Origin of the sequence: Kitasatospora sp. MBT63 (assembly GCF_000710465.2) — a bacterium.
GTDB lineage: Bacteria > Actinomycetota > Actinomycetes > Streptomycetales > Streptomycetaceae > Kitasatospora.
Map to the genome: position 1 here is coordinate 1 of NZ_JAIZ01000811.1, position 244 is coordinate 244.

The window sequence follows — 244 nt, forward strand, 5'->3', positions numbered from 1 at the left end:
GCCCGTCCTACGGCGACCGTCCGTCCGGTGGTGGCTACCGTGGCGGTGGTGACCGTCCGTCCGGTGGCGGTTTCCGCGACCGTGGCGACCGTCCGTCCGGTGGTGGCGGTTTCAACCGTGACGACCGTCCGCGTGACGACCGTCCGCGTCGCGACGACCGTCCTTCATACGGTGACCGTGACCGTGGCGGCGACCGTGGCGGTCGCCCGTCCTACGGCGACCGTCCGTCCGGTGGTGGCTACCG

1 protein-coding gene is annotated in these 244 nt (G+C 72.5%); it reads left to right on the forward strand.

The annotated features are described in order from the left end of the window. Positions 1 to 48: 48 nt before the first annotated feature. The coding region (locus AA75_RS51565; protein ID WP_206743468.1) for a hypothetical protein at positions 49 to 244 on the forward strand (196 nt) is incomplete at its 3' end.